Raw genomic sequence first — 26,063 nt, 5'->3', positions numbered from 1 at the left:
CCGTACCGCAGCCGGCAGACGCCGAAGGGCGGCACCCGCAGGGGGTGCCGCCCTTCGGCGCGTGTCCGGGCCGGTTACTTGCGCATGACCTCGGGCTCGTGGCGGCGCAGCAGCCGCGCGACCGCGAAGCCGCAGACGACGCCGAGCGCCAGCAGCACGGTGATGTTGATCCCCCACTGCCCGACCGAGTGCTCCCAGAGCGGGTCGAGGTCCGTGGGGTTCTTCTGGTCCCACGGCGGCATCAGATGGGCGAGGTCGAGCGTGGAGCCCGCGCCCGCGATGGCCCAGCGGGACGGCATCAGCCAGGCGAACTGCTCCAGGCCGGGCGATCCGTACACCTGGAACAGGATGCCGGTGAAGACGACCTGGACGATCGCGAACATGACCAGCAGCGGCATGGTCTTCTCGGCGGTCTTCACCAGCGAGGAGATCACCAGGCCGAACATCATCGAGGTGAAGCCGAGCGCGATGATCGTCACGCAGAGTTCGACGGCCGGCGGCATGATCAGGCCCTCTTCGGGCAGATCGCGGGTGGCGAAGCCGATGCCGCAGATGATGACGCCCTGGAGGGCCGTGATCAGGCCGAGCACGATCACCTTGGACATCAGGTAGGCCGAGCGGGAGAGGCCGGTGGCCCGTTCCCGTTCGTAGATGACACGTTCCTTGATCAGTTCTCGTACGGAGTTGGCCGCCGCGGAGAACGTCATGCCGATCACCAGGATCAGCATGATCGTTCCGGCATCGCCGTTGAACCGGGACGGCGGCTTCGGCGGGGCGAGACCGAAGTCCGCGGGGATGACCACGCTGACGACGCCGAGCACCGCGGGCAGGATCACCATCAGGCCCATGAAGCCCTTGTCGGAGCCGATCACCGAGAGGTAGCGGCGCATCAGCGTCCACAGCTGCGTGCCCCAGGCCTGCGGCTTCGGCGGGCGCATCTGCTGCGGCGGCGGCATGTGGACGGACTGCACGGCGGCGGCGTCGATGTCGGCGGCGTACATCTGGTAGTGCTGCGAACCGCGCCAGCGGCCCGACCAGTCGTAGTCGCGGTAGTTCTCGAACGCCGAGAAGACGTCGGCCCAGGTGGTGTAGCCGAAGAAGTTCAGCGCCTCGTCCGGCGGGCCGAAGTAGGCCACGGCGCCGCCCGGCGCCATCACCAGGAGCTTGTCGCAGATGGCCAGCTCGGCCACCGAGTGCGTCACGACCAGGACGGTACGGCCGTCGTCGGCCAGACCGCGCAGCAGCTGCATGACGTCGCGGTCCATGCCCGGGTCGAGGCCGGAGGTCGGCTCGTCCAGGAAGATCAGCGACGGCTTGGTGAGCAGCTCCAGGGCCACCGAGACGCGCTTACGCTGGCCGCCGGAGAGCGAGGTGACCTTCTTGTCCTTGTGGACGTCGAGCTTGAGCTCGGCCAGGACCTCGTGTATCCGCGCCTGGCGCTCGGCCTCGGTGGTGTCCGCGGGGAAGCGGAGCTTGGCCGCGTACTTGAGGGCGCGGGTGACGGTCAGTTCCTTGTGCAGGATGTCGTCCTGCGGGACCAGACCGATGCGCTGGCGCAGCTCGGCGAACTGCTTGTAGAGGTTCCGGTTGTCGTAGAGGACGTCGCCCTGGTTGGCGGGCCGGTAGCCGGTGAGCGCCTTGAGCAGGGTGGACTTTCCGGAGCCGGACGGGCCGATGACGCCGATGAGCGACTTCTCGGGGACGCCGAACGAGACGTCCTTGAGGATCTGCTTGCCGCCGTCGACCGTGACCGTGAGGTGGCGGGCCGCGAAGGAGACCTCACCGGTGTCGACGAACTCTTCCAGCCGGTCGCCGACGAGCCGGAACGTCGAGTGACCGACGCCGACGGTGTCGTTCGGGCCGATGAGCGCGGAGCCGGACTTGGCGAGCGGCTGGCCGTTGACGTACGTGCCGTTGTGCGAGCCGAGGTCGCGGATCTCGAAGCGGCCGTCGGGCGTCGCGTGGAACTCGGCGTGGTTGCGGGAGACCTGGAGGTCCGAGACCACCAGGTCGTTCTCCAGGGCACGACCGATCCGCATCACCCGGCCGAGCGCCAGCTGGTGGAACGTGGTCGGGCTGCGGTCCCCGTAGACCGGCGGCGCTCCCGCCGGGCCGGCGCCGGGGCCGGGCGGTGCCGGGGCCTTGCCCTGCTGCGGCACATGCGGCTGCTGCGGCGCGGGCTGCTGCCAGCCCTGCTGCTGCGGCGGCACGGGCTGCTGAGGTGCCTGCTGCTGGTGTGCCTGCTGCTGGGGCGCCGGCTGCTGCCAGCCGGGTCCGCCCTGCTGGGGCTGGTGCGGCGGGGTCTGCTGCGGCTGCGCCGGACCGGCGGCCCGGCCGCTGTAGACGTCCGCGGCGCTCAGGCTCAGGCGGGGTCCGTCGGTGGCGTTGCCCAGGTTCACGGTGGAGCCGGCCGCGATCTCCATCTGGTGGATCCGCTGGCCGTGCACGTACGTGCCGTTGGTGCTGCCGTGGTCCTCGATGAACCAACTGCGCCCGTTCCAGGCGATCGTGGCGTGCCGCCACGAAACTCTGGCGTCGTCGATCGTCATGTCCCCCTGCGGATCACGCCCCAGGGTGTACGCCCTGGACGGATCGAGCGTCCAGGTCCTGCCATTCAATTCCAGTACGAGTTCCGGCACTCCGCGCCCCACTAGTTGTCCCCCGTGTTACCCCCGTCGCAGGGAGTCTAGGGATGCTGAACATCGTGGGGAACTATTCCAGGACCAGTCCCGGATACGAAAGCCGGGCGGCCGAGGGTGACCTCACCGAGACCTCCGCGGCCAGGCGAAAAGGGACGGACCGGGTGGGGGCGGCCGGGATGTCCGGCACTCGGGACGGGCTGCCTGCGAGCGCTCGGAGACCGATACGGTGGGAGCACCATGAGCGTATCCCGGCCTCCTGAGCCCGCCCTGTCTCCCGAGCCCGCCGCGTCCCGGCAGGGTCCGGACGTACCCACCCTTCTGGTGAAGATCTTCGGGAAGGACCGCCCCGGGATCACCGCGGGCCTCTTCGACACCCTCGCCGCCTACTCGGTCGACGTGGTCGACATCGAGCAGGTCGTGACCCGGGGCCGTATCGTCCTGTGCGCGCTGGTCACCGCCCCGACCGCGGGCGGGACCACCGAGGGTGAGCTGCGGGCGACCGTGCACAGCTGGGCGGAGTCGCTGAAGCTCCAGGCCGAGATCATCTCGGGCACCGGCGACAACCGGCCGCGCGGCGTCGGCCGTTCCCATGTCACGGTGCTGGGGCACCCGCTGACGGCGGAGTCCACGGCGGCCATAGCGGCCCGGATCACCTCGACCGGCGGGAACATCGACCGCATCTTCCGGCTGGCGAAGTACCCCGTCACGGCGGTCGAGTTCGCGGTGTCCGGTACGGGGACCGAGGAGCTGCGCACCGCGCTGGCGCCGGAGGCCGCGGGCATCGGCGTGGACGTGGCGGTCGTCTCGGCGGGGCTGAGCCGCCGGGCGCAGCGGCTCGTCGTCATGGACGTCGACTCGACGCTGATCCAGGACGAGGTCATCGAGCTGTTCGCGGCGCACGCGGGCTGCGAGGCCGAGGTCGCCGAGGTGACCGAGCGGGCGATGCGGGGCGAGCTGGACTTCGAGCAGTCGCTGCACGCCCGGGTGGCGCTGCTGGCGGGTCTCGACGTGTCCGTGGTGGAGAAGGTCCGCGCCGAGGTCCGGCTGACGCCGGGGGCCCGGACGCTGATCCGTACGCTGAAGCGGCTCGGCTACCAAGTGGGCGTGGTCTCGGGCGGTTTCACTCAGGTGACCGACGATCTGAAGGAGCGCCTGGGCCTCGACTTCGCCTCCGCCAACACGCTGGAAGTGGTGGACGGGAAGCTCACGGGCCGGGTGACCGGGGACATCGTGGACCGGGCGGGCAAGGCCCGGCTGCTGCGGAGCTTCGCCGCCGAGGCGGGAGTGCCGCTGGCGCAGACGGTGGCGATCGGTGACGGGGCCAATGACCTGGACATGCTGAACACCGCGGGGCTGGGGGTCGCGTTCAACGCGAAGCCGGTGGTCCGCGAGGCCGCGCACACCGCGGTGAACGTGCCGTTCCTGGACACCGTGCTCTATCTGCTCGGCGTGACCCGCGAGGAGGTCGAGGCGGCCGACGGCCTCGTGGAGTAGGTTCCGCCGCTGCTACGGGAAGGGCCCCGGCGCGCACCTCGCGGTGTGTGCCGGGGCCCTTCCCGTACGGGCGGCGGGTCAGTCGTTGGGGGTCCAGTACTCCGCGAGCCGGCCGACGCCGTGCTCGACGCTCTTCCAGGGGCCGGTGAACCCGACCACGGCGAAGGCGGCGGTCGGGAAGCCGCCGCGCGACATCCGGGCGAGCGCGTCGCCCTCGCCGGTGCCGGAGAGGGCGTCCGCGAGCGCGTGCGTGCCGGGGTTGTGGCCGATGACCAGCAGGTCGGCCACGTCGTCCGGGGTCTCGTTCACCAGGGCGATCAGCTCGCCGAGCGATGCCTCGTAGAGCCGCTCCTCGTACACGGTCCGCGGGCGCTCGGGCATCTCGTGCACGGCCAGTTTCCACGTCTCACGCGTTCTGACGGCGGTCGAGCAGAGGGCCAGGTCGAAGGCGATCCCGGAATCGGCGAGCTTGCGGCCCACCGTGGGGGCCTCCATGCGGCCGCGCTCGGCCAGCGGCCGCTCGTGGTCGGACTCCTGCGACCATTCCGCCTTGGCATGCCTGAGAAGGACGATCCTGCGAGATGTATCGGCGCTCATACACCTCAGCTTCGCATGAAACGCGCCAGCTGGCGCAGGGTGTTGGAGGCTTCGTGCCCCCGGACGCCGGAGGTCAGCGGGTCACCAGCTCCACGACGTGGTGCAGCAGCCGGCCGGTCGCCGACTCACCGGTGGCGGCCTGCGCCTGACCCGGTCCGGCGATCAGCAGCAGGAGCACGGCGAAGGCGACGGCGGGCAGCGCGACGGCCCACCACGGCAGCCGTACGTCGACGCCGCTCGGCTCCGGGCGGGTGGTGTGCGTACGGGCCGGCATGTCCGCCTCCGGGGGTGGTCGGTTCTGGTACTCAGAACCTACGGAGGCGGGGGCGCCGTTCCCATCCGGTGACCCACCCACTTCACCCTGACCCTGGCCCCCTAGGGGGAGGTGGTGCTAGCCCCACCCCGGCGGGGGCGGGGCGTCACGGGGACGCGATGGCGGCGATGACGCCGACGACGACCGTGATCAGCAGCATGGCCCGAAGACGAGGAGCAGCTTCTTCTGACCGTTCTGGGGATTCGGATCGAGCACAGGTGACATGGCCCCAGTCTCGCATCTCAGGATTCGTCCTCGATCGTCCGGTCCCGGCCGGCCAGGACGCCCATGACCATCTGCGGCACCATCAGCGCGGCCATCAGCGCGATCGGCACGCCCCAGCCGCCGCTGTGCTGGTAGAGCACGCCGACCAGGAGCGGGCCGGGGATCGAGATCAGGTAGCCGGTGGACTGGGCGAACGCGGAGAGCCGGACCACACCGGCGCCGCTGCGGGCCCGCATGCCGATCATCGTGAGGGCGAGCGGGAACGCGCAGTTCGAGATGCCGAGCAGCAGCGCCCAGGCCCAGGCGCCGCCGGAGGGGGCCAGGTAGAGGCCCGCGTAGCCGGTGAGGCCGCAGGCGCCGAGGAAGACGACGATCGGGCCCTGGGTGCGCATCCGGGCGGCGACGCGCGGGATCACGAAGGCGAGCGGGACGCCCATGGCCATGGTGACCGCGAGCAGGACGCCCGCGGTGCCGGCGGAGACCCCGGCGTCCCGGAAGATCTGGGGCATCCAGCCCATGGTGATGTACGCGGCGGTGGCCTGGAGGCCGAAGAAGCAGGCGAGGGCCCAGGCGGTCCGGCTGCGGGTGATCCGCAGCTCCGGGGCCTGCGGCTGCGCGGCGGCGGCCGGGCCGGGCTCGTCGTGGGCGGTGGCCCGGGCCCGGAGCAGCGGGAGCCAGGGCAGGATCGCGGCGGCGGCCAGGACGGCCCAGATGCCGAGCCCGGCCTTCCAGCTGCCGCCCATCGCGTCGGTCAGGGGCACGGTGACGGCGGCGGCGAGCGAGGTGCCGAGGGCCAGGGCCATGGAGTAGAGCCCGGTCATGGAGCCGACGCGGTCGGGGAACCAGCGCTTGACGATCACCGGCATCAGGACGTTGCTGACGGCGATGCCCATGAGGGCCAGGGCGCTGGCGGCGAGGAAGCCCGCGGTGCCGCCGATCAGGGGCCGGATCACCAGGCCCGCCGTGATGGCGACCATGCCCGCGCAGACCACCGCGCCGGGTCCGAAGCGGCGGGCGAGGCGGGGTGCCATGACGCCGAAGACCGCGAAGCAGAGCGGGGGCACGGAGGTGAGCACCCCGGCCACGCTGCCGCTCATGTGCAGCCCGTCCCGGACCTCTTCGAGGAGGGCGCCGAGGCTGGTGATCGCGGGGCGGAGGTTGAGCGCGGTGAGGACGAGCCCGATGGCGACCAGGCGCAGCGTCCACGGCGAGGGGCCGGTCCGCGGTGCGGGGGCGGCGGCACGGCTGGCCGCCGGGGCGCCGGGGGTCAGGGTCCCGGTCGCGGTCTGGGGTGTCGTCTCTTCGTCACGCATGAGGCCATCATAGAATCATGGGATGATTGGTTGTCCATTCCGTCCGCCCACCGGACCCTGAGAGGATCGGGCCCATGAGCAGTTGCGACCGAGGAGCACCATGGCGCTGACGTCCCCGAGGCGTTCGGCACTCGCCGACCAGGTGATTGCCCAGCTGAGGAACCAGATCACCACGGGCGAGTGGCCGGTGGGTTCCCGTATCCCGACCGAACCCGAGCTGGTGGAGCAGCTGGGAGTGGCCCGCAACACGGTCCGTGAGGCGGTCCGGGCGCTCGCGCACAACGGGCTGCTGGACATCCGGCAGGGCTCGGGCACCTATGTGGTCGCCACCAGCGAGCTGGCCGGGGTGATGCACCGCCGGTTCGCCTCGGCGGACCCGCGCCACATCGCGGAGCTGCGGTCGACCCTGGAGTCCTCGGCGGCGCGGCTCGCGGCGGTCCGGCGCACCGACCGGGACCTGAAGCAGCTGGACGCGCTGATGCGGCGGCGCGAGGAGACCTGGGCGGCCGGTGACGCGGAGGCGTTCGTGGCCGCCGACGCGACGCTGCACCTGGCCGTGGTGGCCGCTTCCCACAACGACGTGCTGACCGGGCTCTACGCGGACCTGGGTGACCTGCTGCGGGACTACCTGCGCGGCGACGTCGGCCAGGAGCTGCGGCCGGAGAACCACATGGACCACAGCCGCCTGGTCGAGGCGATCCGGGCGGGCGACGCGGAGACGGCGGCGACGGAGGCCGCGGGCCACGCGTTCAACTGCCTGGCGGACCGGGTCTGAGGCTCCTACTCTCGGGGCGCCGCGCTGTGGGTGACCCAGGCGGAGGCGACTTCCTTCCAGCAGCGGTCGGCCAGGCGCACCGTACTCCCCGGCTTGACCGTCACCGGCTCGGCGTCCGCGTCCACGTCCCACCAGCGGGCGCACTCGGTGTGCAGCTGGACGCGGTCGGCCGAGGGGTACGGGTTGTGGCAGTACGCGACGACCCGGGAGCTCTCGATCGACGTACGGCACTCGGAGCCGGCCGGTTCCGGGCTGGGCGCGGGCGGCGCGGCCGCACCGGCGGCTCCGACGTGCCCGGCGGCGTACAGACCGGCCGGGACGAGCAGCGCGGCGACGGCCGCGCCGGAGGCCAGCAGGGACCGGGTTCGGCGAGGTGTGCGACGCACGGCGATCTCCTCCCCTGCGGCCGGAAGTCCGGTTCCTCCACATTCTGCGGTGGATCGTCCGGCTTTTCGACCTGAGCGCCGCCGAGGCGTACGCCGGGGGAGAAACGACCGCGCACCGCCTCCGGGGACTCCGGGGACGGTGCGCGGTCGGAACGTACGGGACCGGGAGGTCAGGCGCCCATCATGTGCACGCCGCTGTCGACGTGGATGATCTCGCCGGTGGTCCGCGGGAAGAAGTCGGAGAGCAGCGCGACGACGCCGCGACCGGCCGGCTCCGGGTCCTTCATGTCCCAGGCCAGCGGCGCGCGGGTGTTCCACACGTCGGCGAGCCCGTCGAAGCCCGGGATGGACTTGGCGGCCATGGAGCCGAGCGGCCCGGCCGAGATCAGGTTGCAGCGGATGCCGTCCGGGCCCAGGTCGCGGGCCAGGTAGCGGGAGGTGGCCTCCAGGGCGGCCTTGGCCGGGCCCATCCAGTCGTACTGCGGCCAGGCGAACTGCGCGTCGAAGGTGAGGCCGACGATCGAGCCGCCCTCGCTCATCAGCGGCTTGCACGCCATGGCGAGCGACTTCAGCGAGAACGCCGAGACGTGCATCGCCGTGGAGACCGACTCGAACGGGGTGTTGAGGAAGTTGCCGCCGAGCGCGTCCTGCGGCGCGAAGCCGATGGAGTGCACGACGCCGTCCAGCGAGCCCAGCTCGTCCCGGACCAGGCCGGCGAGGCGGTCCAGGTGCTCCTGGTTGGTCACGTCCAGCTCGATGACCTTGGCGGGCTTGGGGAGCTTCTTGGCGATGCGCTCGGTCAGGGTGGGCCGCGGGAACGCGGTCAGGATGACCTCCGCGCCCTGCTCCTGCGCCACCTTGGCGGTGTGGAACGCGATGGACGACTCCATCAGCACACCCGTGACGAGGATGCGCTTGCCGTCGAGAATTCCGCTCATGGTGATCAGTGACCCATGCCCAATCCGCCGTCAACGGGGATGACGGCTCCAGTGATGTACGACGCGTCGTCGGAGGCGAGGAAGCGCACCGCGGCGGCGATCTCCTCGGGCTGCGCGTAGCGCGCGAGCGGCACCTGGGCCACGATGCCCTTGCGCTGCTCCTCGGTGAGCACCTGCGTCATGTCGGTGTCCACGAAGCCGGGCGCGACGACGTTGAAAGTGATGTTCCGCGAGCCCAGCTCGCGCGCCAGGGACCGGGCGAATCCGACCAGACCGGCCTTGGACGCCGCGTAGTTGGCCTGGCCGGCCGAGCCGAGGAGGCCGACGACCGAGGAGATCAGGACGACGCGGCCCTTCTTCGCGCGCAGCATGCCGCGGTTGGCGCGCTTGACGACCCGGAAGGTGCCGGTGAGGTTGGTGTCGAGTACGGACGTGAAGTCCTCCTCGGACATGCGCATCAGCAACTGGTCCTTGGTGATACCGGCGTTGGCGACCAGCACCTCCACGTTGCCGTGCTTCTCCTCGATCTCCTTGTAGCCCTGCTCCACCTGCTCGGGGTCCGTGATGTCGCAACGGACCGCGAGAACACCGGCGTCGATCAGCTCGGCGGGCGGCTCGCCGGAACGATAGGTGATCGCGACCTTGTCGCCGTTGTCGGCGAAAGCGCGGGCGATGGCGAGGCCGATGCCCCGGTTTCCTCCGGTGACGAGAACCGAGCGGCTCAACGGATCACCCTTTCGTTAGCGGTCTGGTACCTCGGAAACCTATCGGTACCGTCCGCGCGGCGAGGAATCGGCCCCTGACAGCGCCTCTGGCCGGGCACTGTCGGGTTCCTACAGTCCGAGGTCCTGCCCCGCCCCGGCAATTCGGCCGCGACGGTGCGCGGGCCGTGCTTCACTGCCTCGTAAACGATCCGAGGGTATGTGACCGCGAAGGAGAGGCCGCCCGTGCCCCATGAGGTAGATCAGTCGTTCCTGGCGCTTCCGCTACGGGCTCTCGCCGACGCGGCGCTCGCCCGGGCGCGGGCGCTCGGGGCGGCGCACGCCGACTTCCGGTTCGAGCGGGTGCGCAGTGCCACCTGGCGGTTGCGGGACGCCCGGCCCGCCGGGGGCTCCGACACCACCGACCTCGGTTACGCGGTCCGCGTCGTGCACGGCGGGGCCTGGGGGTTCGCCTCGGGCGTCGATCTGACGATGGACGCGGCGGCGCGGGTCGCCTCGCAGGCCGTCGCGATGGCGAAGCTGTCGGCGAAGGTGATCGCGGCTGCGGGTTCCGACGAGAGGGTGGAGCTGGCGGACGAGCCCTCGCACGGGGAGCGGACCTGGGTCTCGGCCTACGAGGTCGACCCCTTCGACGTGCCCGCCGGGGAGAAGGCCGGGCTGCTCGCCGAGTGGAGCGCGCGGCTGCTGGCGGCCGAGGGCGTGGCGCATGTGGACGCCTCGCTGATGACCGTGCACGAGAACAAGTTCTACGCGGACACGGCGGGCACGGTCACCACGCAGCAGCGGGTCCGGCTGCACCCGGAGTTCACGGCCGTGGCGGTGGACTCCGCGACCGGCGAGTTCGACTCGATGCGGACCATCGCGCCGCCGGTGGGGCGCGGCTGGGAGTACCTGACCGGGACCGGCTGGGACTGGGCCGACGAGCTGGAGCGCATCCCCGGGCTGCTGGCCGAGAAGATGCGGGCGCCGAGCGTGGAGGCGGGGACGTACGACCTGGTCGTCGACCCGTCCAACCTCTGGCTGACCATCCACGAGTCGATCGGCCATGCCACGGAGCTGGACCGGGCGCTGGGTTACGAGGCGGCCTACGCGGGAACGTCGTTCGCCACGTTCGACCAGCTGGGCAAGCTGGCGTACGGCTCGCCCGTGATGAACGTGACGGGCGACCGCACCGCCGAGCACGGGCTCGCGACGATCGGCTACGACGACGAGGGCGTCGAGGCGCAGTCCTGGGACCTGGTGAAGGACGGGACGCTGGTGGGCTACCAGACGGACCGCCGCATCGCGAAGCTCACGGGCCTGGGCCGGTCCAACGGGTGCGCCTACGCGGACTCCCCCGGCCATGTCCCCGTACAGCGCATGGCGAACGTGTCGCTGCGGCCGGACCCGGGCGGGCTCTCCACGGAGGATCTGATCGGCGGGGTGGAGCGCGGGATCTACGTGGTCGGGGACCGGTCGTGGTCCATCGACATGCAGCGGTACAACTTCCAGTTCACCGGGCAGCGGTTCTTCCGCATCGAGAACGGCAAGCTGGCCGGGCAGTTGCGCGATGTCGCGTACCAGGCGACGACGACGGACTTCTGGGGCTCGATGGAGAAGGTCGGCGGCCCGCAGACGTACGTGCTGGGCGGCGCCTTCAACTGCGGCAAGGCCCAGCCGGGCCAGGTCGCGGCGGTCTCCCACGGCTGCCCCTCCGCCCTGTTCCGGGGCGTGAACATCCTCAACACGACGCAGGAGGCCGGGCGATGAGCCGCGTCAGCAAGCCGTACGAGATCGTCGAGCGGGCGCTCGAACTGTCCACCGCCGACGGCTGTGTGGTCATCGCGGACGAGGAGTCGTCGGCCAACCTGCGCTGGGCCGGCAACGCGCTGACCACCAACGGGGTCACCCGGGGCCGGACCCTGACCGTCGTCGCCACGGTCGACGGGGCCGAGGGCACCGCGTCCGGTGTGGTGTCCCGGGCCGCCGTCACCGCGGACGACCTGGAGCCGCTGGTCCGGGCCGCCGAGGCCGCCGCGCGCTCCGCGGGACCGGCCGAGGACGCCCAGCCGCTGGTCACCGGGGTGCCCGCGTCGCCCGACTTCACGGACGCGCCCGCCGAGACGGACTCCGAGGTGTTCGCCGCGTTCGCGCCGGCCCTCGGGGACGCCTTCGCCCGCGCCCGGTCCGGGGGGCGCGAGCTGTACGGCTTCGCCCACCACCAGATGACCTCCACCTACCTGGGCACCTCCACGGGGCTGCGGCTGCGCCACGACCAGCCGAACGGCACGCTGGAGCTGAACGCCAAGTCGCCCGACCGCACCCGTTCGGCGTGGGCGGGCCGCTCCACGCGGGACTTCAAGGACGTCGACCCGGCGGAGCTGGACGCGGAGCTGGCGCGGCGGCTCGGCTGGGCGGAGCGCCGGATCGAGCTGCCCGCCGGGCGGTACGAGACGCTGCTGCCGCCGACTGCGGTCGCCGACCTGCTGATCTACCAGCTCTGGTCGTCCACGGCGCGGGACGCGGCGGAGGGCCGGACGGTGTTCTCCAAGCCGGGCGGCGGTACCCGGCTCGGCGAGACGCTGTCCCCGCTGCCGCTGACCCTGCGCAGCGACCCGCACGCGCCGGGCCTGGAGTCGGCGCCCTTCGTCATCGCCCACTCCTCCGGCGACGGCGGCTCGGTCTTCGACAACGGGCTGCCGCTGGCCCGGACCGACTGGATCGCCGGCGGCCGCCTGGAGCGGCTGACGACGACCCGGCACACCGCGGCCCTGACGGAGCAGCCGCTCGCCCCGGCGATCGACAACCTCCTCCTGGAGGGCGGGGGCGAACGGTCGCTGGAGGAGATGGTCGCCGCCACGACCGGCCGCGCGCTGCTGCTCACCTGCCTCTGGTACATCCGCGAGGTGGACCCGGCCACGCTGCTGCTGACCGGGCTGACCCGGGACGGGGTCTATCTGGTGGAGGACGGCGAGGTGGTGGGCGAGGTGAACAACTTCCGGTTCAACGAGTCACCCGTCGACCTGCTCTCCCGGGCCACCGAGGCGGGCCGCACGGAGAAGACGCTGCCGCGCGAGTGGGGCGACTGGTTCACGCGGGCCGCGATGCCCGCGCTGCGCATCCCGGACTTCAATATGAGCTCGGTCAGCCGGGGCGTCTGACCCGCCTAGACTGGCTCGTACAACTCACTGCCGTAAGGAGCACAGGAACCGTGACGGACATCGTCGACGAGCTGAAGTGGCGCGGGCTGTTCGCCCAGTCCACCGACGAGGACGCATTGCGCAAGGCTCTCGCGGACGGTCCCGTCACGTTCTATTGCGGGTTCGACCCGACCGCGGCGAGTCTGCACGTAGGTCACCTGGTGCAGGTGCTCACCGTGCGCCGGCTGCAGCAGGCCGGGCACCGGCCGCTCGCCCTGGTCGGCGGGGCCACCGGCCAGATCGGTGACCCGCGGCCGACCGCCGAGCGGACGCTGAACGCCCCGGAGACGGTCGCGAACTGGGTGACGCGACTGCGTTCCCAGATCGAGCCGTTCCTCTCCTTCGAGGGCGAGAACGCCGCGGTCATGGTGAACAACCTGGACTGGACCGCGGGCCTGTCCGCGATCGAGTTCCTGCGGGACATCGGCAAGCACTTCCGGGTCAACAAGATGCTGACCAAGGACTCGGTCGCCCGTCGGCTGGAGTCCCAGGAGGGCATCAGCTACACGGAGTTCAGCTACCAGCTGCTGCAGGGCATGGACTTCCTGGAGCTGTACCGGCGCTACGGCTGCACCCTCCAGCAGGGCGGCAGCGACCAGTGGGGCAACCTCACCGCGGGCATCGACCTGATCCACCGCCTGGAGCCGGGCGCCGAGGTGCACGCACTGGCCACGCCGCTCATGGTGAAGGCGGACGGCACCAAGTTCGGCAAGTCCGAGAGCGGGGCCGTCTGGCTCGACCCGGAGATGACGACGCCGTACGCGTTCTACCAGTTCTGGCTGAACGTGGACGACCGGGACATCTCGCGCTACATGCGCATCCTCAGCTTCCGGACCCCGGCCGAGCTGGAGGAGCTGGAGAAGGTCACGGAGGAGCGCCCGCAGGCGCGGACGGCGCAGCGCGCGCTGGCCGAGGAGCTGACGACGCTGGTGCACGGGGCGGACCAGTGCGCCGCGGTCGTCGCCGCGTCGAAGGCCCTGTTCGGCCAGGGTGAGCTGGGCGAGCTGGACGAGGCGACGCTGGGCGCCGCCCTGTCCGAGGTGCCGCACGCCCGGGTCACCGAGCTGGGCCCGCTGGTGGACCTGCTGGTGGAGGCCGGTCTGGCGCCGAGCAAGTCGGGGGCGCGGCGCACGGTCAAGGAGGGCGGCGCGTACGTGAACAACGTGAAGGCCGTCGACGGCGAGGCGGCCCCGGCCCGCGAGGAGCTGCTGCACGGGCGCTGGCTGGTGCTGCGCCGGGGCAAGAAGAACCTGGCGGCGATCGAGGTCACGGCCGGCTGAGCCGTATCCGTACCGCATGACGGCGGCCGGGCGCGCGTGGTGCGTGCCCGGCCGCCGTCATCGGTTCCGGCGGATTCAGGTGCGCTGTCTGTTGCCCCGCAGCGAGGCCCACAGCATGTCGCCCACGCCGACCACGACCACCGCTCCGATGAGCTGGAGCACATGACGCGTCCAGTCGATGCCCTTGGTGTCATTGACGCCGATCCACGTCGCGACAGCGTTCCCGAGGACGCTGCCGATCATGCCGAAGATGACCGTCAGCCAGAGCGGGATCTGCTGCTTGCCCGGCAGGATCGCCTTGGCGATCAGTCCGAGCACCAGGCCCACGATGATTGCCCACAACCAGCCCATGTGCTGCCTCCTTGTGCGACGCCGTGTCGCGCATGTCCCGCCCAGTCTCGGCGCTGCGGCGGCCCGCCGCACGTCGGGCGGGTCCGGGCGGGCGAGAGGCGGTATGTACGCAATTGGCGTGCCCCGGTCTCGTACGCGGCGGAGGCCGGGCGTAGCGTAGGTGCGGCCGGTCCGGGTCCGGAGAAGGTTGGTGGGGACGTGGTGCGCAAACAGGGTGGTGCGGAGGTCTTCCGGATCACGGGGGCCCGCCAGGGGCTCGCCGAGGACGTGCGCGGCAGACAGCGCCGCTATGTGATCTCGATGAGCGTGCGCACGGTGTCGGTGGTGGCCGCGGCGGTCCTGTGGAACGTGGAGCGGCACATCGCGTTCGTGGCGCTCGGTCTCGGGGTGCTGCTGCCGTACGTGGCCGTGGTCATCGCCAACGCGGGCCGCGAGACGAGCCCCGCGCTGCCGTCCACGTTCGTCCTGCCGCCCCAGTCGTACCCGGCGCTGGAAGCCGGTACGGCGGCTCCCTCACCGCAGTCCGGACGCGGTTTCCGGTCTTCGGATGGGCCGGAGCACGACTGAGCCCACGACGGGCCCAAGCTCAGGAAAAGCTCAGATCAATCATGAAGTTCCGGTGCACCGCGGCAGGGTGTGCGTGACATACTTTGTAGGCGCTCCGCATCCCCCGTCGGAGCGACGGACCGACGCCGGGCAGCTCCCCCCGTGGCTGCCCGGCGTCGCCTTTTCCCTCTCGGGGAGCGCGTCTTAGGGTTGAGTCCGTGAACTCCCCCGAATCCGCCGAGAATCCCGCCCCCGTGTGTTCGGCCAAGGGCTGCCGGGCCGACGCCGTCTGGGTGCTGGCCTGGAACAACCCGAAGCTGCACACGCCGGAGCGCCGCAAGACATGGCTGGCCTGCGAGGAGCACCGGGAGCACCTGTCCTCGTTCCTCGGGGTGCGGGGCTTCCTCAAGGACGTGGTGACGCTGGCCGAGTGGGAGTCGCGCCCCACGTCCCCGTGACCGGGCGGGGTCAGCCGCCGATCGCGGACATCGGGCGGTCGGGCTGGAGGAACGTCGGGTCGTCAAGGCCGGATCCGGCCTTCTTGCCCCACATCGCCTGCTCCCAGAGGCGGGCGATCTCCTCGTCGGGCGCCTCGGAGCGCAGCGCCCCGCGCAGGTCGGTCTCCTCGCGGGCGAAGAGGCAGGTGCGGACCTGCCCGTCGGCGGTGAGCCGGGTGCGGTCGCAGGCCCGGCAGAAGGGGCGGGTGACGGAGGCGATGACGCCGACCCGGTGCGGTCCGCCGTCGACGGTCCAGCGCTCGGCGGGGCGGAGCCGCGCTCGCCGTCCTCCTCGGGGGCGAGGTCGAAGCGGGTGCGCAGCGAGGCGAGGATGTCGCCCGCAGTAATCATGCCGTCGCGCTTCCAGCCGTGCTGGGCGTCCAGCGGCATCTGCTCGATGAAGCGGAGCTCGTAACCGTGCTCGACGGCCCAGGCGAGCAGGTCGGGGGCCTCGTCGTCGTTGAGCCCCGGCATCAGGACGGTGTTGACCTTGACGGGGGTGAGCCCGGCCTCGTGGGCGGCCTCCAGGCCGGCCAGCACGTCGTGGTGGCGGTCGCGGCGGGTGAGGGTCTTGAACACGTCGGGCCGCAGGGTGTCGAGCGAGACGTTGACCCGGTCGAGGCCGGCGTCCTTGAGGGCGGCGGCGGTCCGCTTGAGTCCGATGCCGTTGGTGGTGAGGGACATCCTCGGGCGGGGGTCCAGCTCGGCGCACCGCTGGACGATGGAGACGAGGCCGGGGCGCAGCAGCGGTTCGCCGCCGGTGAAGCGGACCTCGGTGACGCCGAGCCGGGTGACGGCGATGCGGACGAGCCGGACGATCTCGTCGTCGGTGAGCAGGTCGGGCTTGCCGAGCCACTGCAGCCCTTCTTCGGGCATGCAGTAGGTGCAGCGCAGGTTGCACCGGTCGGTGAGCGAGACGCGCAGGTCGGTGGCGACCCGGTCGTAGGTGTCGATGAGCATGGTGGGCCCCCTCCCCCGGTGACTTCCCGGTCGCGGTATCTGACTCTTTCGAGCCTACGCGAGACCGGTGGCGGCGGAGGGGCCCGTTTGGCACGAGGTGCGGCGAGGCCGCGTCGTAGGACCCTACGACGCGGCCTCGTACGGGCACGGGTCAGTGCGCTCCGATGCCGGTGAGGGACTTGACCTCCAGTTCGGCGTACTTGCCCTTGTCCGGCTCCTCCTTGGACAGGAGCGAGCCGATCCAGCCGAGCAGGAAGCCGAGCGGGATGGAGATGAGGCCGGGGTTCTCCAGCGGGAACCAGGCGAAGTCGACGCCCTTGAACATCGAGGACTTCTCGTTGCCCGAGACGACCGGCGAGAACAGCACCAGGATCACGGAGGAGGCCAGGCCGCCGTAGATCGACCAGAGCGCGCCCCGGGTGGTGAAGCGCTTCCAGAAGAGGCTGTAGAGGATCGTCGGCAGGTTGGCGGAGGCGGCGACGGCGAAGGCGAGGGCGACGAGTCCGGCGACGTTCATGTCGCGGGCGAAGACGCCGAGGACGATCGCGGCGGCGCCGATGAAGACGGTGGACCAGCGGGCGGCCTTCATCTCCTCCTGCTCGGTGGCCTGCCCCTTGCGGATGACGTTGGCGTAGATGTCGTGCGCGAAGGAGGACGAGGAGGCGAGGGTCAGTCCGGCGACGACGGCGAGGATGGTGGCGAAGGCGACGGCGGAGATGACGGCGAGCATGATCGCGCCGCCGGTGGTGCCGACGCCGCCGAGGTATTCGGCGAGTTGCGGGGCGGCGGTGTTGCCGGGCGCGGCGATGTTCTTCGGGCCGATCAGCGCGGCGGCGCCGAAGCCCAGGGCGATGGTCATCAGGTAGAAGGCGCCGATGATGCCGATGGCCCAGTTGACGGACTTACGGGCGGCCTTGGCGGTGGGCACCGTGTAGAAGCGGATCAGGATGTGCGGGAGGCCCGCGGTGCCGAGGACGAGGGCGAGGCCGAGGGAGAGGAAGTCCAGCTTCGAGGTGCCGGTGGCGCCGTACTTCAGTCCGGGCTCCAGGAAGGCGGAGCCGTGGCCGCTCTTCTCGGCGGCGGTGCCCAGCAGGTCGGAGACGTTGAAGTCGAACTTCCACAGCACCATGAGGGTCATCAGGAGGGCGCCTGCGATGAGCAGGACGGCCTTGACCATCTGGACCCAGGTGGTGCCCTTCATGCCGCCGATGGTGACGTAGACGATCATCAGTACGCCGACCAGCGCAACGATGAGGATCTTTCCGCCGTCGCTGCTGATGCCGAGGAGCAGGGTGACCAGTGCTCCGGCGCCCGCCATCTGTGCCAGCAGGTAGAAGATCGACACGATGATGGTGGAGACGCCCGCCGCGGTGCGCACCGGGCGCTGGCGCATCCGGTAGGCGAGGACGTCGCCCATGGTGTACCGGCCCGAGTTGCGCAGGGGTTCGGCGACGAGCAGGAGCGCCACCAGCCAGGCGACGAGGAAGCCGATGGAGTAGAGGAAGCCGTCGTAGCCGAAGAGGGCGATGGCACCGGCGATGCCAAGGAAGGACGCGGCGGACATGTAGTCGCCGGAGACCGCGAGTCCGTTCTGGAAGGCGGTGAACTGCCGCCCGCCCGCGTAGAAGTCGGAGGCGCTGCGGGTCTGGCGGCCGGCCCAGACGGTGATGCCGAGGGTGGCGGCGACGAAGACCGCGAACAGCGTGATGATGAGCGGCCGGTGCTCGCTGGTGGACGAGGCGGCGAGGGTGACGGCGGTGTGGGAGTGGTACGCGGCGCTCATGCGTCGGCCTCCATGCGGTCCTTGATGGCCTCGGCCTTCGGGTCCAGCTTCGCGTTGGCGTGGCGCGAGTAGAACCAGGCGATGAGGAAGGTGGTGACGAACTGGGCGAGGCCGAAGACGAAGGCCACGTTGATGTTGCTGAAGACCTTGGTGCCCATGAAGCCGCCCGCGTAGTTGGAGAGCAGCACGTACAGCAGGTACCAGAGGACGAAGGCGACGGTCAGCGGGAAGGCGAACGAGCGGTAGGAGCGGCGCAGTTCGCCGAACTCCGCGCTGCCTTGCTCCGCGAGGAACGCCTCGGTCGTGGGCTGGGCAGGGCTCTTCTCCGTACCGCCCTCGGGCGGCGGTGCATCGGTAGCCACGGATTCTCCTCGCGACGCGGGTGCGGTGGTGGGGACGATCGGTTGCACTGGGGACCTCGTGTTCGGGGGTGGTGGTGCGCTTCCCCTGACAACGGCACGCAACGCGCGGCGAAGCGGTTCACTTGGGTTCGCCCCTTCTCTCCGTCACCCCTTCGGGGGGTCCGATGTGCACATGTTCGTGCGAATCGATTGATGTGCCGGGATGATCGGCGCTAGCTTCACTGGTCATGTACGCGACCGGACACGCCTCGTGTCCGGTCGGCTGACACGGATGAAGTGGAGACCCCATGGCTCATCTGGGATCCGGACGGACGCGCGCACTGACGCTGCCCGTCGGATTGGCCCTCACCGCCTCGCTCGGCTTCCTGCCGGCGGGTGCCGCCTCCGCCGCCCCGGCGGGGCACGGTGCCCCCGCGGCGGCGGTACCGGCGGACGGACCCGAACTGTCGTACGTGGTCAACACCCAGGGCGGTCCGGGGACCGTCAAGCAGGTGCGCAAGGCGGTGGAACGGGCCGGCGGCACGGTGGTGATCGCCTACGACCGGATCGGCGTCATCGTCGTCCACTCGAAGAACCCGGACTTCGCGAAGACGGTCCGGAAGGTCAGGGGCGTCCAGTCGGCGGGCGCCACGCGCACCAATCCGATCGTGCCCCAGGCCACCAAGGACATCGGGGTCGAGCAGCCCCTGACGGCCGCGCAGGAGAAGGCCGCGGCGGCGAAGGCGACGGCGGACCAGGACCCGATGGAGCCCTTGCAGTGGGACCTGCCGGCCATCAAGGCGGACAAGGCCCACCAGAAGTCGCTGGGCAGCTCCCGGGTGACGGTCGCGGTCATCGACACCGGGGTGGACGACACCCACCCGGACCTCGCGCCCAACTTCGACCGGGCGGCCTCCGCGAACTGCGTGTCGGGCGCCCCGGACACCACGGAGGGCGCCTGGCGTCCGAACCCCGGCGAGAGCGACCACGGCACCCATGTCGCCGGCACCATCGCGGCGGCGAAGAACGGCATCGGTGTGACGGGCGTGGCGCCGGGCGTGAAGGTGTCCGGCATCAAGGTCGCCAACCCGGACGGCTTCTTCTACACCGAGTCCATCGTCTGCGGCTTCGTCTGGGCGGCCGACCACGGGGTCGACGTCACCAACAACAGCTATTTCACCGACCCGTGGATGTACAACTGCAAGAACGACCCGGACCAGGGCGCCCTGGTCGAGGCCGTGTACCGGGCCTCCCGGTACGCCGAGGTGAAGGGCGCGGTCAACGTCGCGGCCGCCGGGAACTCCGCCGAGGACCTGGCGGCGGACTCCATCGAGGACACGACCAGCCCGAACGACTCCACCCCGGGCGGCCGGACCGTCGACCCGCGCCAGTGCCTGGACATCCCGACGATGCTCCCGGGCGTCGTCACCGTCTCGGCGACGGGCGCGAAGGGTCTGAAGGCGTCGTACTCCAACTACGGGAACGGGGTCATCGACGTGGCCGCGCCCGGCGGGGACTCGACGATCTACCAGACGCCCGAGCCCCCGGCGACGAGCGGCCTCATCCTCTCGACGCTGCCGGGCGGCAAGTACGGCTACAAGGCCGGTACGTCGATGGCGTCCCCGCACGTCGCCGGCGTCGTGGCCCTGATCAAGTCGAAGCACCCGTACGCGCCGCCCGCCGCCATCAAGGCGCTGCTGACGCTGGAGGCGGACGCGAAGGCGTGCGACGCGCCGTACGACATCGACGGCGACGGCACGGCCGACGCGGTCTGCGAGGGCGGCAAGAACCGCAACGGCTTCTACGGGGCCGGTGTGGTCGACGCGCTGGACGCCGTGCGCTGGTGACACGGGGGTCCGGGGGCGCCCGCGCGGCCGCCCCCGGACCGCCGGATCACGGCTTGATGAGGACCTTCAGCGCCGTGCGCCCGTCCATCGCCTTGTAGCCGGCTGGTACGCCGTCGAGCCCGACGGACAGGTCGAAGACGGGCGAGGGGTCGATGGTGCCGTCCAGCACGTCGGGCAGCAGCTCCGGGATGTACGTGCGCACGGGGGCGACCCCGCCGCGCAGCGCGATGTTCCGGTTGAACATGTCGCCGAGGTCGAGCCCGGTGCCGCTGCCGTGCGGGACGCCGACGTAACCGATCGCCCCGCCGTCCCGGGTGATGCCGACGGCGGTGCGCATCGACTGCTCGGTGCCCACGGCCTCGATCACACTGTGCGCGCCCTCGCCGCCGAGCAGCTCCCGTACGGCCGCGACCGCCGCGTCGCCGCGCTCGGCGACGACGTCGGTGGCGCCGAAGTCCCGGGCGATGTCCGTGCGCGCCGCGTGCCGGCCGAGCGCGATGATCCGCTCGGCGCCGAGCCGCTTGGCGGCCATCACGCCGCACAGCCCGACGGCCCCGTCCCCGACGACGGCGACGGTCGAGCCGGCCCGTACGCCCGCGCCGACCGCCGCGTGGTGGCCGGTGCCGAGCACGTCGGAGAGGGCCAGCAGCCCGGTGAGCAGCCGGTCGTCGGAGGCCGCTGCGGCGGGCAGGGCGACCAGGGTGCCGTCGGCGAAGGGGACGCGGACGGCCTCGCCCTGCCCGCCGTCGGAGCCCACGGAGCCCCAGAAGCCGCCCTGCGGGCAGGAGGTGGTCAGACCCTCGGCGCAGTACGCGCAGGTGCCGTCGGACCAGACGAACGGGGCGACGACCAGGTCCCCGGCGGAGAAGCCGCGCACCTCGGCCCCGGCCTCCTCGACGATCCCGAGGAACTCGTGGCCGATGCGCTGCCCCGGCTGCCGCGCGGACTCACCCCGGTAGGCCCACAGGTCGCTGCCGCAGATGCAGGCCCGCAGGACCCTCAGCACCACGTCGGTGGGCTGCTGGATCACCGGGTCGGGCACCTCCTCCACGCGGATGTCGTGGGGGCGTGGATAACGGTGGCGCGCATGCGTGGGGGTCCTTGCCGATCTCAGATGCTGATACTCCTTTCACGGTACGCCCCCGGGCCGGCTTCCTGCCGGGCCGGGCCCAGCACCCCCAGGGTGAGCAGGAGCTGCGCGGCGACGTACGTGAGCATCACCCAGAAGCCGGAGGCCGGGAGCTGCGGCCAGTCCGCGATGCCGGTGGCGATGAGCGCGTCGGAGAGCAGGAAGAGGGCCCCGCCGGTCGCCGCGTACCGGCCGAGGACGCCGGAGCGGTACGCCATGGCGGTCAGCAGCAGGCTGTACCCGGCCACCGGGATCCGCAGCCCGCCCGGCAGCCCGTCCCAGATCAGCGCGACGAAGACGACGAGCACGACGGCGTACACGAGCGCCGGGACCAGCGCCCCGCGCGCCCGGCCGAACAGCACCAGGTAGCAGACGTGCCCGGCGGCGAACCCGGCCATCCCGACGAGGAACGCCGGGTCGGAGTCGATCAGCAGGAACACATCGCCCGCCCAGCCGCACAGCAGCGCCGCGATCAGCAGCCCCGGCCCGCGCCGGGCGAACGCGTACCCGGCGAGCAGCGGCATCAGGAGCGGCTTGGCGCCGAGGTGGAGCCAGTCGGGGCCGGTGAGTACGCCGACGAGGTCGACGGCGCACGCGACGAGGAAGGCGACGAGCAGGGGCCGGGCGTACCGCTCGTTCATGCGGTGCCCTCCGGGGCGGGCGCGACCACGGGGGCGGGGGCGGGGGCCGGGGCGGTCCGGGTCTCGGCCGGCCTCCAGCCCGGGCCGCGGAAGATCCGCCCGGCCCGCTCGCCCCAGCCGCCCGCCGCGCGGACGTCCCGGGCGATGGCGGCGTACTCGTGGGTGGCGACGCGCAGCGGGTTGTACGTGTGGATGTTCTTGGTGAGCCCGTAGACCGGCCGCACCGTCTCCTCGGCGTACGAGCCGAACCAGCGGTCCCACACGATGAGGATGCCGCCGAAGTTGCGGTCGAGGTAGCCGCCCTGCGAGGCGTGGTGCACGCGGTGGTGCGAAGGCGTGTTGAGCACGTACTCGAAGGGCCGGGGCAGCTTGTCGATCCGCTCGGTGTGCACCCAGAACTGGTAGACGAGGTTGGCCGACGAGCAGAACGCGAGCGCCGCCGGGTGCACCCCGCACGCGATGAGCGGCAGATAGAACGGCCAGGAGGTCAGCGAGGTCCAGGGCTGGCGCAGCGCGGTGGAGAGGTTGAACTTCTCGCTGGAGTGGTGGACGACGTGGCAGGCCCACAGGATGCGGATGACGTGGTGGCCGCGGTGGGACCAGTAGTAGAAGAAGTCCTGCGCGAGCAGCATCAGCGGGACCGTCCACCACAGGACCGGGACGCGCAGCGGCGTCAGCTCGTACACCGCGGTGTAGAGGGCGACGATGGGCACTTTCCACATCAGGTCGAAGACCAGACTGCCCAGCCCCATGGTGATGCTGGTGGCGGCGTCCTTCGCCTCGTACCCGGCGGCGTCCTCGTCGGGATGGAAGTGGTGCAGCGCCATCTCCAGGACGGTGAGCAGGACGAAGGCCGGTATGGACCAGAGCACTACGTCGGGCAGGTTCGTCGGCATGCCTGCACGGTAGGGCCGGGGTCGGCCGGGGGCCAGATGTTGTTACCAACAAGTATGCGAGACCTGCGGCCAGCGCTCTTTGGCGACTTCCGACAGGGCGGGAGAAACTACCGTGCAGGGATTGGAAGTTGCGTTGCTTCGCGCCCTACCCGACCCTGATCCGCCGGACAGGCCCTAGACCCCCGCCGCCCCCAGCAGATGTCCCGCCACGTACGTCACCGCCATGGCCACCGCTCCCCCGCCCATGTTGCGCAGCACCGCCCGGCCCGGGGCCGCCGCGCCCAGGCGGGCGCTCCACCAGCCCGTCACCGCCAGCACCACGAGGACTGAGAGCACGGTCACCGGCACCCGTGCGGTGGCCGGGGGCAGCACGATCGCCAGCAGCGGCAGCAGGGCGCCGACCGTGAACGCGAGGAAGCTGGCGCCCGCCGCGTGCCAGGGGTTGGTGAGGTCGTCCGGGTCGATGCCGAGTTCGACCTCCGCGTGGGCGCGCAGCGCATCGCGCTCGGTGAGCTGGACGGCGGCCTCCCGGGCCACGTCATGACTCAGCCCCTTGCCCTCCAACAGGCCGGTCAGCTCGGCGAGTTCCGCCTCCGGGGTCTCCTGGAGCTCCCGCCGCTCCATGGCCAGCGCGGCCTTCTCCGAATCGCGCTGGGTGGACACCGAGACGTACTCCCCGGCCGCCATCGACAGCGACCCGGCGAGCAGCCCGGCCAGCCCGGCCGTCAACAGGGCGCCCCGGTCGTCGGTGGCGCCGGCGACACCGACGACGAGCCCGGCGGTGGACACCACACCGTCATTCGCCCCGAGCACGGCGGCCCGCAGCCAGTTGAGCCGGGCACCCAGCCCGGCACCGTGGGGTTCGTCGTGCTCCGGCGCTCGCGTCATCCCGGGATGGTCTCACCTCGCGCCGCCACCGGGCGCGCGCGCACACCGAATAGGGGACTGTCCGACACGGCCCGTATTCTCTGTGACCATGCTCGACGACCCGCAGACCGCAGCACCGTGGCCCGCCGCCTACCCGCAGGGGTACGCGGTTGTCGACGTGGAGACCACCGGGCTCGCCCGGGACGACCGGATAGTGTCCGCTGCCGTCTACCGCCTGGACGCGCGGGGCGAGGTCGAGGACCACTGGTACACGCTGGTCAATCCGGAGCGCGATCCGGGTCCGGTGTGGATCCACGGGCTGACGAGTGACGTGCTGGAAGGGGCGCCGCTGTTCCCGGAGATCGCCGCCGAGCTGTCCGAACGGCTCGCGGACCGGGTGCTCGTCGCGCACAACGCCGCGTTCGACTGGTCGATGCTGGCGCGGGAGTACGCGCGCGCCTCGGTCACCGCCCCGGTGCGGCAGCGGCTGTGCACCATCGCGCTGGCCAAGGAGCTGCGGCTGCCGCTGGCCAACCACAAGCTGGCGTCCCTCGCGGAGCACTTCGGCGTGGTCCAGCAGCACGCGCACCACGCGCTGGACGACGCGCGGGTGCTGGCCGAGGCGTTCCGCCCGAGCCTGCACGCGGCGGCGCGGGACGGGGTGCGGCTGCCGCTCCTCGAGTGCCGGCCGCTGACCGAGTGGTCCCACTCGCCGGTGACGCCGCGGACCGGCTCCTCGTCCTCGTACGGGGGACACGGCACCTGGCGCGCCTCGCGGAAGCGTCCGGCGTGCCCGTATCCGAACCCGGGACGGTACGAGAAGGACAAACCGCTCAAGCAGGGCATGCGGGTGGCGTTCTCCGGGGACACCTCGGTCGACCGCGAACTGCTGGAGGACCGGGCCGTGGAGGCGGGGCTGCACGTCGCGACCAGCGTCTCCCGGCTGACCAGCCTGCTCGTCACCAACGACCCGGACTCGGCGACGTCGAAGACGGTGAAGGCGAAGGCGTTCGGCACTCCGATCCTGGACGAGAGCGCCTTCACGCATCTCCTGCGGGACGTCGCCCCGGCCGTCGCGAAGGTGCCGGCGCCCACGCCGTCATCGGAGTGAACCGGGGGCGACTCGCCGCCCGCCGACCGCCCGCCGCCGCCTCCGCGTCCCACCCTGTGGCGCATGGCACGTTGTGAGGTCTGCGGAAACGACTACGGGATGTCCTTCGAGGTGCACGCGCAGGGCGCGGTGCACGTCTTCGACTGCTTCGCCTGCGCCATCCACCGCATGGCGCCCATCTGCGAGCACTGCCGGGTCCAGGTCATCGGCCAGGGCGTCGAGGTCGACGGGCACTGGTTCTGCGGCGGGCACTGCGCCCGCGCGGAGGGGAAGGTGGGCATCGTGGACCGCGTCTGAGGGCACCGGGCGGCCACCCCTTCGGCCACCCCGTGCGCGAGACACCCCGCGGCCGGTTGTACCGTCGTGGGGTGTACCGCTTCCTGATGACCCGGCAGTGGCTGATCCTCGCCCTCCTCTCGCTCGTCCTCATCCCCACGATGATCGAGCTGGGTTTCTGGCAGCTGCACCGGCACGAGCACAAGGTCGCGCAGAACGCCCTGATCTCGCGCAATCTGAAGGCGGACCCGGTCGCCGTGTCCGCGCTCACCTCCCCCGGCCACACCGTTCCGCGCTCGGACTACTGGCGCACCGTGACGGCCACCGGGACCTTCGACGAGAAGCACGAGGTCGTCGTCCGCCGCAGGACCGCCACCGACGGCTCCATCGGCGTCCACGTACTCGTCCCGTTCGACCTCAAGGGCGGCGGGACGGTCCTGATCAACCGGGGCTGGGTCCCCTCCGCCGACGACCAGCACGCCTTCCCCGACGTACCGGCCGCCCCGAAGGGCGAGGTGACCGTCACCGGGCGACTCAAGGCCGACGAGACGACCGGCGCGAGCGGCATCAAGGACATCTCGGACCTTCCGGACCGTCAGGTGATGCTCATCAACAGCGCCCAGCAGGCCCGGCTGCTCGACCGCCCGGTGCTCGGCGGCTACATCGAGCTGACCTCCCCGGCCCCGAAGAACGGCTCGCCCGAGCCGATCGAGGCCCCCGACGACAGCTCCATCGGCCCGCACATGGCCTACGCCGTGCAGTGGTGGCTGTTCGCCGCCGGGGTCCCGGTGGGCTTCGTGGTCCTGGCCCGGCGCGAGAAGCGCGACCGGGTCGCGGCGGCACAGGCGGCCGCGGCCGAGGACGCGGCACCGGACCCCGAGCCCGCCCAGGCGTGACTCCCGCCTCTCCCGGCACACGGTCTGCTTAACGGGGGCCGGGTTCGGGAAGACGCCT

Annotated in this window: 25 protein-coding genes and 2 pseudogenes; 11 read left to right on the top strand and 16 right to left on the bottom strand. The window is 71.5% G+C overall.

The window, feature by feature from the left end; all coding sequences use genetic code 11:
- Positions 1–74: 74 nt before the first annotated feature.
- Positions 75–2,651 (bottom strand): FHA domain-containing protein, encoded by a 2,577-nt coding sequence (locus NEH16_RS25085; protein WP_265545079.1) that lies wholly within the window; start codon positions 2,649–2,651, stop codon positions 75–77.
- Positions 2,652–2,879: 228 nt separating this feature from the next.
- Between NEH16_RS25085 and serB the strand changes: the two genes are divergently transcribed.
- Positions 2,880–4,136 (top strand): phosphoserine phosphatase SerB, encoded by a 1,257-nt coding sequence (serB, locus tag NEH16_RS25080; RefSeq protein WP_073968434.1) that lies wholly within the window; start codon positions 2,880–2,882, stop codon positions 4,134–4,136.
- Positions 4,137–4,214: 78 nt separating this feature from the next.
- On the opposite strand, the gene NEH16_RS25075 is transcribed toward serB, so the two are convergent.
- The 4 genes from NEH16_RS25075 to NEH16_RS25060 form a co-directional block, all read right to left on the bottom strand.
- Positions 4,215–4,733, bottom strand: coding sequence for a SixA phosphatase family protein (locus NEH16_RS25075; protein WP_265545077.1), 519 nt, complete (start codon positions 4,731–4,733; stop codon positions 4,215–4,217).
- A 73-nt stretch (positions 4,734–4,806) separates the two neighbouring features.
- Positions 4,807–5,007 (bottom strand): hypothetical protein, encoded by a 201-nt coding sequence (locus NEH16_RS25070; RefSeq protein WP_073968432.1) that lies wholly within the window; start codon positions 5,005–5,007, stop codon positions 4,807–4,809.
- Between the two features lie 189 nt (positions 5,008–5,196).
- Positions 5,197–5,271, bottom strand: coding sequence for an SGM_5486 family transporter-associated protein (locus NEH16_RS25065; RefSeq protein WP_265547374.1), 75 nt, complete (start codon positions 5,269–5,271; stop codon positions 5,197–5,199).
- A 17-nt stretch (positions 5,272–5,288) separates the two neighbouring features.
- Complete coding sequence (locus NEH16_RS25060; protein WP_265545075.1) at positions 5,289–6,584, bottom strand: CynX/NimT family MFS transporter; 1,296 nt, start codon at positions 6,582–6,584, stop codon at positions 5,289–5,291.
- Between the two features lie 100 nt (positions 6,585–6,684).
- On the opposite strand from NEH16_RS25060, the gene NEH16_RS25055 reads away from it, so the two are divergent.
- Entirely contained in the window at positions 6,685–7,359 is a 675-nt protein-coding gene (locus NEH16_RS25055) for a FadR/GntR family transcriptional regulator (protein WP_073968430.1), read from the top strand.
- Positions 7,360–7,364: 5 nt separating this feature from the next.
- Here NEH16_RS25055 and NEH16_RS25050 read toward each other — a convergent pair whose 3' ends face one another.
- From NEH16_RS25050 to fabG, 3 genes are all read right to left on the bottom strand, one after another.
- Positions 7,365–7,745, bottom strand: coding sequence for a hypothetical protein (locus tag NEH16_RS25050; protein ID WP_265545073.1), 381 nt, complete (start codon positions 7,743–7,745; stop codon positions 7,365–7,367).
- Positions 7,746–7,915: 170 nt separating this feature from the next.
- A complete protein-coding gene (gene fabI / locus NEH16_RS25045) occupies positions 7,916–8,683 on the bottom strand; it encodes an enoyl-ACP reductase FabI (protein WP_073968428.1) in 768 nt (255 codons plus the stop codon).
- Between the two features lie 5 nt (positions 8,684–8,688).
- Positions 8,689–9,408: a 3-oxoacyl-[acyl-carrier-protein] reductase gene (gene fabG / locus NEH16_RS25040; RefSeq protein WP_073968427.1), complete on the bottom strand. Its 720-nt coding sequence runs from the start codon at positions 9,406–9,408 to the stop codon at positions 8,689–8,691.
- A 222-nt stretch (positions 9,409–9,630) separates the two neighbouring features.
- Between fabG and NEH16_RS25035 the strand changes: the two genes are divergently transcribed.
- From NEH16_RS25035 to tyrS, 3 genes are read left to right on the top strand one after another with little or no spacing between them, the layout of a single operon-like run.
- Positions 9,631–11,154 carry a TldD/PmbA family protein gene (locus NEH16_RS25035; protein ID WP_265545070.1) on the top strand — a complete coding sequence of 508 codons (1,524 nt, stop codon included), beginning with the start codon at positions 9,631–9,633 and terminating at the stop codon, positions 11,152–11,154.
- Positions 11,151–12,545: a metallopeptidase TldD-related protein gene (locus tag NEH16_RS25030; RefSeq protein WP_265545068.1), complete on the top strand. Its 1,395-nt coding sequence runs from the start codon at positions 11,151–11,153 to the stop codon at positions 12,543–12,545. The genes NEH16_RS25035 and NEH16_RS25030 overlap by 4 nt, the downstream gene beginning before the upstream one ends.
- 50 nt (positions 12,546–12,595) lie before the next feature.
- The gene (gene tyrS / locus NEH16_RS25025; protein WP_265545066.1) at positions 12,596–13,864 is read left to right on the top strand and encodes a tyrosine--tRNA ligase; all 1,269 of its coding nucleotides are present in this window, start codon (positions 12,596–12,598) and stop codon (positions 13,862–13,864) included.
- Between the two features lie 75 nt (positions 13,865–13,939).
- Here tyrS and NEH16_RS25020 read toward each other — a convergent pair whose 3' ends face one another.
- Positions 13,940–14,215, bottom strand: a complete 276-nt coding sequence (locus NEH16_RS25020; protein WP_073968422.1) for a GlsB/YeaQ/YmgE family stress response membrane protein — start codon at positions 14,213–14,215, stop codon at positions 13,940–13,942.
- 198 nt (positions 14,216–14,413) lie between these two features.
- Between NEH16_RS25020 and NEH16_RS25015 the strand changes: the two genes are divergently transcribed.
- Together NEH16_RS25015 and NEH16_RS25010 are read left to right on the top strand one after the other, a co-directional pair.
- The gene (locus tag NEH16_RS25015; protein ID WP_265545063.1) at positions 14,414–14,782 is read left to right on the top strand and encodes a DUF3099 domain-containing protein; all 369 of its coding nucleotides are present in this window, start codon (positions 14,414–14,416) and stop codon (positions 14,780–14,782) included.
- Positions 14,783–14,979: 197 nt separating this feature from the next.
- On the top strand, positions 14,980–15,219 hold the full coding sequence (locus NEH16_RS25010) for a hypothetical protein (RefSeq protein WP_265545061.1): 240 nt from the start codon (positions 14,980–14,982) through the stop codon (positions 15,217–15,219).
- 10 nt (positions 15,220–15,229) lie between these two features.
- On the opposite strand, the pseudogene moaA reads toward NEH16_RS25010, so the two are convergent.
- The 3 genes and pseudogenes from moaA to NEH16_RS24995 all read right to left on the bottom strand — a co-directional run bounded on the left by moaA (position 15,230) and on the right by NEH16_RS24995 (position 18,363).
- A pseudogene (gene moaA / locus NEH16_RS25005) lies at positions 15,230–16,218 on the bottom strand (GTP 3',8-cyclase MoaA).
- Between the two features lie 151 nt (positions 16,219–16,369).
- Complete coding sequence (locus tag NEH16_RS25000; RefSeq protein ID WP_073968418.1) at positions 16,370–18,001, bottom strand: solute symporter family protein; 1,632 nt, start codon at positions 17,999–18,001, stop codon at positions 16,370–16,372.
- Positions 17,998–18,363, bottom strand: coding sequence for a DUF485 domain-containing protein (locus tag NEH16_RS24995; RefSeq protein ID WP_073968417.1), 366 nt, complete (start codon positions 18,361–18,363; stop codon positions 17,998–18,000). Before NEH16_RS24995 ends, NEH16_RS25000 begins: the two co-directional genes overlap by 4 nt.
- Before the next feature lie 287 nt (positions 18,364–18,650).
- On the opposite strand from NEH16_RS24995, the gene NEH16_RS24990 reads away from it, so the two are divergent.
- A complete protein-coding gene (locus NEH16_RS24990) occupies positions 18,651–20,189 on the top strand; it encodes a S8 family peptidase (RefSeq protein ID WP_265545059.1) in 1,539 nt (512 codons plus the stop codon).
- Between the two features lie 46 nt (positions 20,190–20,235).
- Here NEH16_RS24990 and NEH16_RS24985 read toward each other — a convergent pair.
- The 4 genes and pseudogenes from NEH16_RS24985 to NEH16_RS24970 all read right to left on the bottom strand — a co-directional run bounded on the left by NEH16_RS24985 (position 20,236) and on the right by NEH16_RS24970 (position 23,743).
- Positions 20,236–21,278 (bottom strand): annotated as a pseudogene (locus NEH16_RS24985) (zinc-dependent alcohol dehydrogenase family protein).
- Positions 21,279–21,299: 21 nt separating this feature from the next.
- A complete protein-coding gene (locus NEH16_RS24980) occupies positions 21,300–21,959 on the bottom strand; it encodes a lysoplasmalogenase (RefSeq protein WP_265545056.1) in 660 nt (219 codons plus the stop codon).
- Positions 21,956–22,855: a sterol desaturase family protein gene (locus tag NEH16_RS24975; protein WP_073968413.1), complete on the bottom strand. Its 900-nt coding sequence runs from the start codon at positions 22,853–22,855 to the stop codon at positions 21,956–21,958. The genes NEH16_RS24980 and NEH16_RS24975 overlap by 4 nt, the downstream gene beginning before the upstream one ends.
- Before the next feature lie 174 nt (positions 22,856–23,029).
- Positions 23,030–23,743 (bottom strand): VIT1/CCC1 transporter family protein, encoded by a 714-nt coding sequence (locus NEH16_RS24970; protein WP_265545054.1) that lies wholly within the window; start codon positions 23,741–23,743, stop codon positions 23,030–23,032.
- Positions 23,744–23,825: 82 nt separating this feature from the next.
- Here NEH16_RS24970 and NEH16_RS24965 point away from each other — a divergent pair, with 82 nt between their 5' ends.
- The 3 genes from NEH16_RS24965 to NEH16_RS24955 all read left to right on the top strand — a co-directional run bounded on the left by NEH16_RS24965 (position 23,826) and on the right by NEH16_RS24955 (position 26,005).
- Positions 23,826–24,833, top strand: a complete 1,008-nt coding sequence (locus NEH16_RS24965; RefSeq protein ID WP_073968408.1) for a DEDDh family exonuclease — start codon at positions 23,826–23,828, stop codon at positions 24,831–24,833.
- Positions 24,834–24,896: 63 nt separating this feature from the next.
- Positions 24,897–25,130 carry a hypothetical protein gene (locus NEH16_RS24960; protein ID WP_026171732.1) on the top strand — a complete coding sequence of 78 codons (234 nt, stop codon included), beginning with the start codon at positions 24,897–24,899 and terminating at the stop codon, positions 25,128–25,130.
- 71 nt (positions 25,131–25,201) lie between these two features.
- The gene (locus NEH16_RS24955; RefSeq protein WP_265545051.1) at positions 25,202–26,005 is read left to right on the top strand and encodes an SURF1 family cytochrome oxidase biogenesis protein; all 804 of its coding nucleotides are present in this window, start codon (positions 25,202–25,204) and stop codon (positions 26,003–26,005) included.
- The last annotated feature ends 58 nt before the right edge of the window (positions 26,006–26,063 follow it).

Origin of the sequence: Streptomyces drozdowiczii (assembly GCF_026167665.1) — a bacterium.
In the GTDB taxonomy this organism is placed as follows: Bacteria; Actinomycetota; Actinomycetes; order Streptomycetales; family Streptomycetaceae; genus Streptomyces; species Streptomyces drozdowiczii_A.
This window is presented reverse-complemented; position numbering and strand designations above follow the sequence as displayed.

Excerpts from the sequence above, each read along its gene's own strand:
- NEH16_RS25075 (WP_265545077.1), bottom strand. The coding sequence starts at position 4,733 with ATGAGCGCCGATACATCTCGCAGGATCGTCCTTCTCAGGCATGCCAAG.
- NEH16_RS25070 (WP_073968432.1), bottom strand. The coding sequence starts at position 5,007 with ATGCCGGCCCGTACGCACACCACCCGCCCGGAGCCGAGCGGCGTCGAC.
- serB (WP_073968434.1), top strand. The coding sequence starts at position 2,880 with ATGAGCGTATCCCGGCCTCCTGAGCCCGCCCTGTCTCCCGAGCCCGCC.
- NEH16_RS24975 (WP_073968413.1), bottom strand. The coding sequence starts at position 22,855 with ATGCCGACGAACCTGCCCGACGTAGTGCTCTGGTCCATACCGGCCTTC.
- NEH16_RS24960 (WP_026171732.1), top strand. The coding sequence starts at position 24,897 with ATGGCACGTTGTGAGGTCTGCGGAAACGACTACGGGATGTCCTTCGAG.
- NEH16_RS25060 (WP_265545075.1), bottom strand. The coding sequence starts at position 6,584 with ATGCGTGACGAAGAGACGACACCCCAGACCGCGACCGGGACCCTGACC.
- NEH16_RS24980 (WP_265545056.1), bottom strand. The coding sequence starts at position 21,959 with ATGAACGAGCGGTACGCCCGGCCCCTGCTCGTCGCCTTCCTCGTCGCG.
- NEH16_RS25030 (WP_265545068.1), top strand. The coding sequence starts at position 11,151 with ATGAGCCGCGTCAGCAAGCCGTACGAGATCGTCGAGCGGGCGCTCGAA.
- fabI (WP_073968428.1), bottom strand. The coding sequence starts at position 8,683 with ATGAGCGGAATTCTCGACGGCAAGCGCATCCTCGTCACGGGTGTGCTG.
- NEH16_RS25055 (WP_073968430.1), top strand. The coding sequence starts at position 6,685 with ATGGCGCTGACGTCCCCGAGGCGTTCGGCACTCGCCGACCAGGTGATT.
- NEH16_RS25020 (WP_073968422.1), bottom strand. The coding sequence starts at position 14,215 with ATGGGCTGGTTGTGGGCAATCATCGTGGGCCTGGTGCTCGGACTGATC.
- NEH16_RS24970 (WP_265545054.1), bottom strand. The coding sequence starts at position 23,743 with ATGACGCGAGCGCCGGAGCACGACGAACCCCACGGTGCCGGGCTGGGT.
- NEH16_RS25000 (WP_073968418.1), bottom strand. The coding sequence starts at position 18,001 with ATGAGCGCCGCGTACCACTCCCACACCGCCGTCACCCTCGCCGCCTCG.
- NEH16_RS24990 (WP_265545059.1), top strand. The coding sequence starts at position 18,651 with ATGGCTCATCTGGGATCCGGACGGACGCGCGCACTGACGCTGCCCGTC.